This is a genomic window from Endozoicomonas sp. ONNA2 (assembly GCF_024606365.1).
In the GTDB taxonomy this organism is placed as follows: domain Bacteria; phylum Pseudomonadota; class Gammaproteobacteria; order Pseudomonadales; family Endozoicomonadaceae; genus Endozoicomonas.
In genome coordinates, this window is the sequence record NZ_JAHHPO010000430.1 from 1 (window position 1) to 1,655 (window position 1,655).

Annotated in this window: 1 protein-coding gene; it reads right to left on the bottom strand. The window is 48.8% G+C overall.

Annotated features, from left to right (window positions below; translation table 11 throughout):
* Window positions 1-121: 121 nt before the first annotated feature.
* Window positions 122-1,585 (bottom strand): sigma-54 dependent transcriptional regulator, encoded by a 1,464-nt coding sequence (locus KDK14_RS07745; RefSeq protein ID WP_257264507.1) that lies wholly within the window; start codon window positions 1,583-1,585, stop codon window positions 122-124.
* Between the last annotated feature and the right edge of the window lie 70 nt (window positions 1,586-1,655).

Below are 1,655 nucleotides of genomic sequence, written 5' to 3' on the forward strand. Positions count from 1 at the left end.
CAGCGGCATTTTCCCAGTCTGAATGAAATGCTGAAGTTATTCCGGGACAATTCCTTACTATGCTGCTACCAAAAAAAATGGCTACAAGAATATGTAGCCATTTTTTTTGCATCACTGAATATCAGGTTTTAACAGAATCCTCATATCTGTGAAGGCCATACTTGCGCATTTTTTCCACCAGGGTTGTTCGCCGTATCTGCAGCTTATCTGCAGCCCTGGCAACCACACCATTACAGTCACTCAATGCTTGCTGAATCAAACTTTTTTCCAGTCGGGTGAGATATTCCTTAAGGTTCAACCCTCCGACAGGCAGTACTGCAAGATCTTCCGAAGTGGCAGCACCGGCTAGCTGAATACTATCAGGAAATAAATCAGCAACACCATCATCTTCCTGGCTGATCAAATCGAGATGACAGAAACTTTCTGGCAGATCCTGAACCCCAATAACCCCATAGGGATACATGATCGCCAGACGCTCCAGAAGATTTGCCATTTCCCGAACATTTCCCGGCCAGTCATGTCGGCAAAGCGATAATATTGCCGCTGAACTGAGTCGAATTGACCCTCGGGCTTGCTTCTCCATATTATGGGTCAGCTCATTAATCATCAGCGGAATATCTTCAGGCCGTTCTTTAAGGGAAGGCATCTCAATAGGGAATACATTCAACCGGTAATAAAGATCCTCTCTGAAAAGTCCCTCAGCGATCATACCTTCAAGATTCTTGTGGGTTGCCGCAATAATCCGAACATCCACCTCAACGGGCTCTGTTCCACCAACCCGTTCAAACGTTCTCTCCTGTAGAACCCTGAGCAACTTGACCTGCATATGCAGGGGCATATCGCCTATTTCATCAAGAAATAACGTACCGCCCTGAGCCAGCTCAAACCTCCCCTTGCGACTGGTCACAGCCCCCGTGAAAGCACCTTTTTCATGGCCAAAGAGTTCGCTTTCTAACAGATCTGTGGGAATAGCACCGCAATTAACCGGCACAAAGGGTGCGCTTCTGCGGTAGGAGTGTTCATGAAGATTGCGGGCCACCACTTCTTTACCTGTGCCGGACTCACCGGTGATCAAAACATTGACGTCCCGATCCGCCACCTGGGCCATGGCTGCCCGAACTTTCCGGATACACTCACTCTTGCCAACCAGTCCACGGAATAGCTGCACCTGCTGGTTATAGCCAGTCTGGTGTGCCTGCCGCCACTGTTCACGGTAGACCTGGCCGTAATGCAAGCTGGATAAAAGTTGCGGCTTGCTGCATGGCCAGTCAACCCGTGCAATAATTTGCCTGGCAAGCGCTAACGACAGGTTGTCTGGCAGTGACTGGGCAATCCGGATAACCGGGACGCCGCCACACCAGCCCTGAACTCGGGAAAGCATTCCCTGCAAGGAACTTTCTGCCTGTAAAAAATCACCCAGAAATAGTGCACTGAAGGTTTCCGGAGGAAAAGTACTAACGGAATCTTCCCAGTAGACTGCACCGATAGCCACTGTGTGATAGCCCATGAACTGCAAAATAGTGCTTAAGTCATGCCGACGCTGCTCCGCGTCTTCAATGATGAGTACCTGCTCAGCTGTTTCCATAAGACGACGGTCCTTGTCATCCGATTAATTTATACAGCGTAGATACAAATTTTCGGGATTAATTTTCATA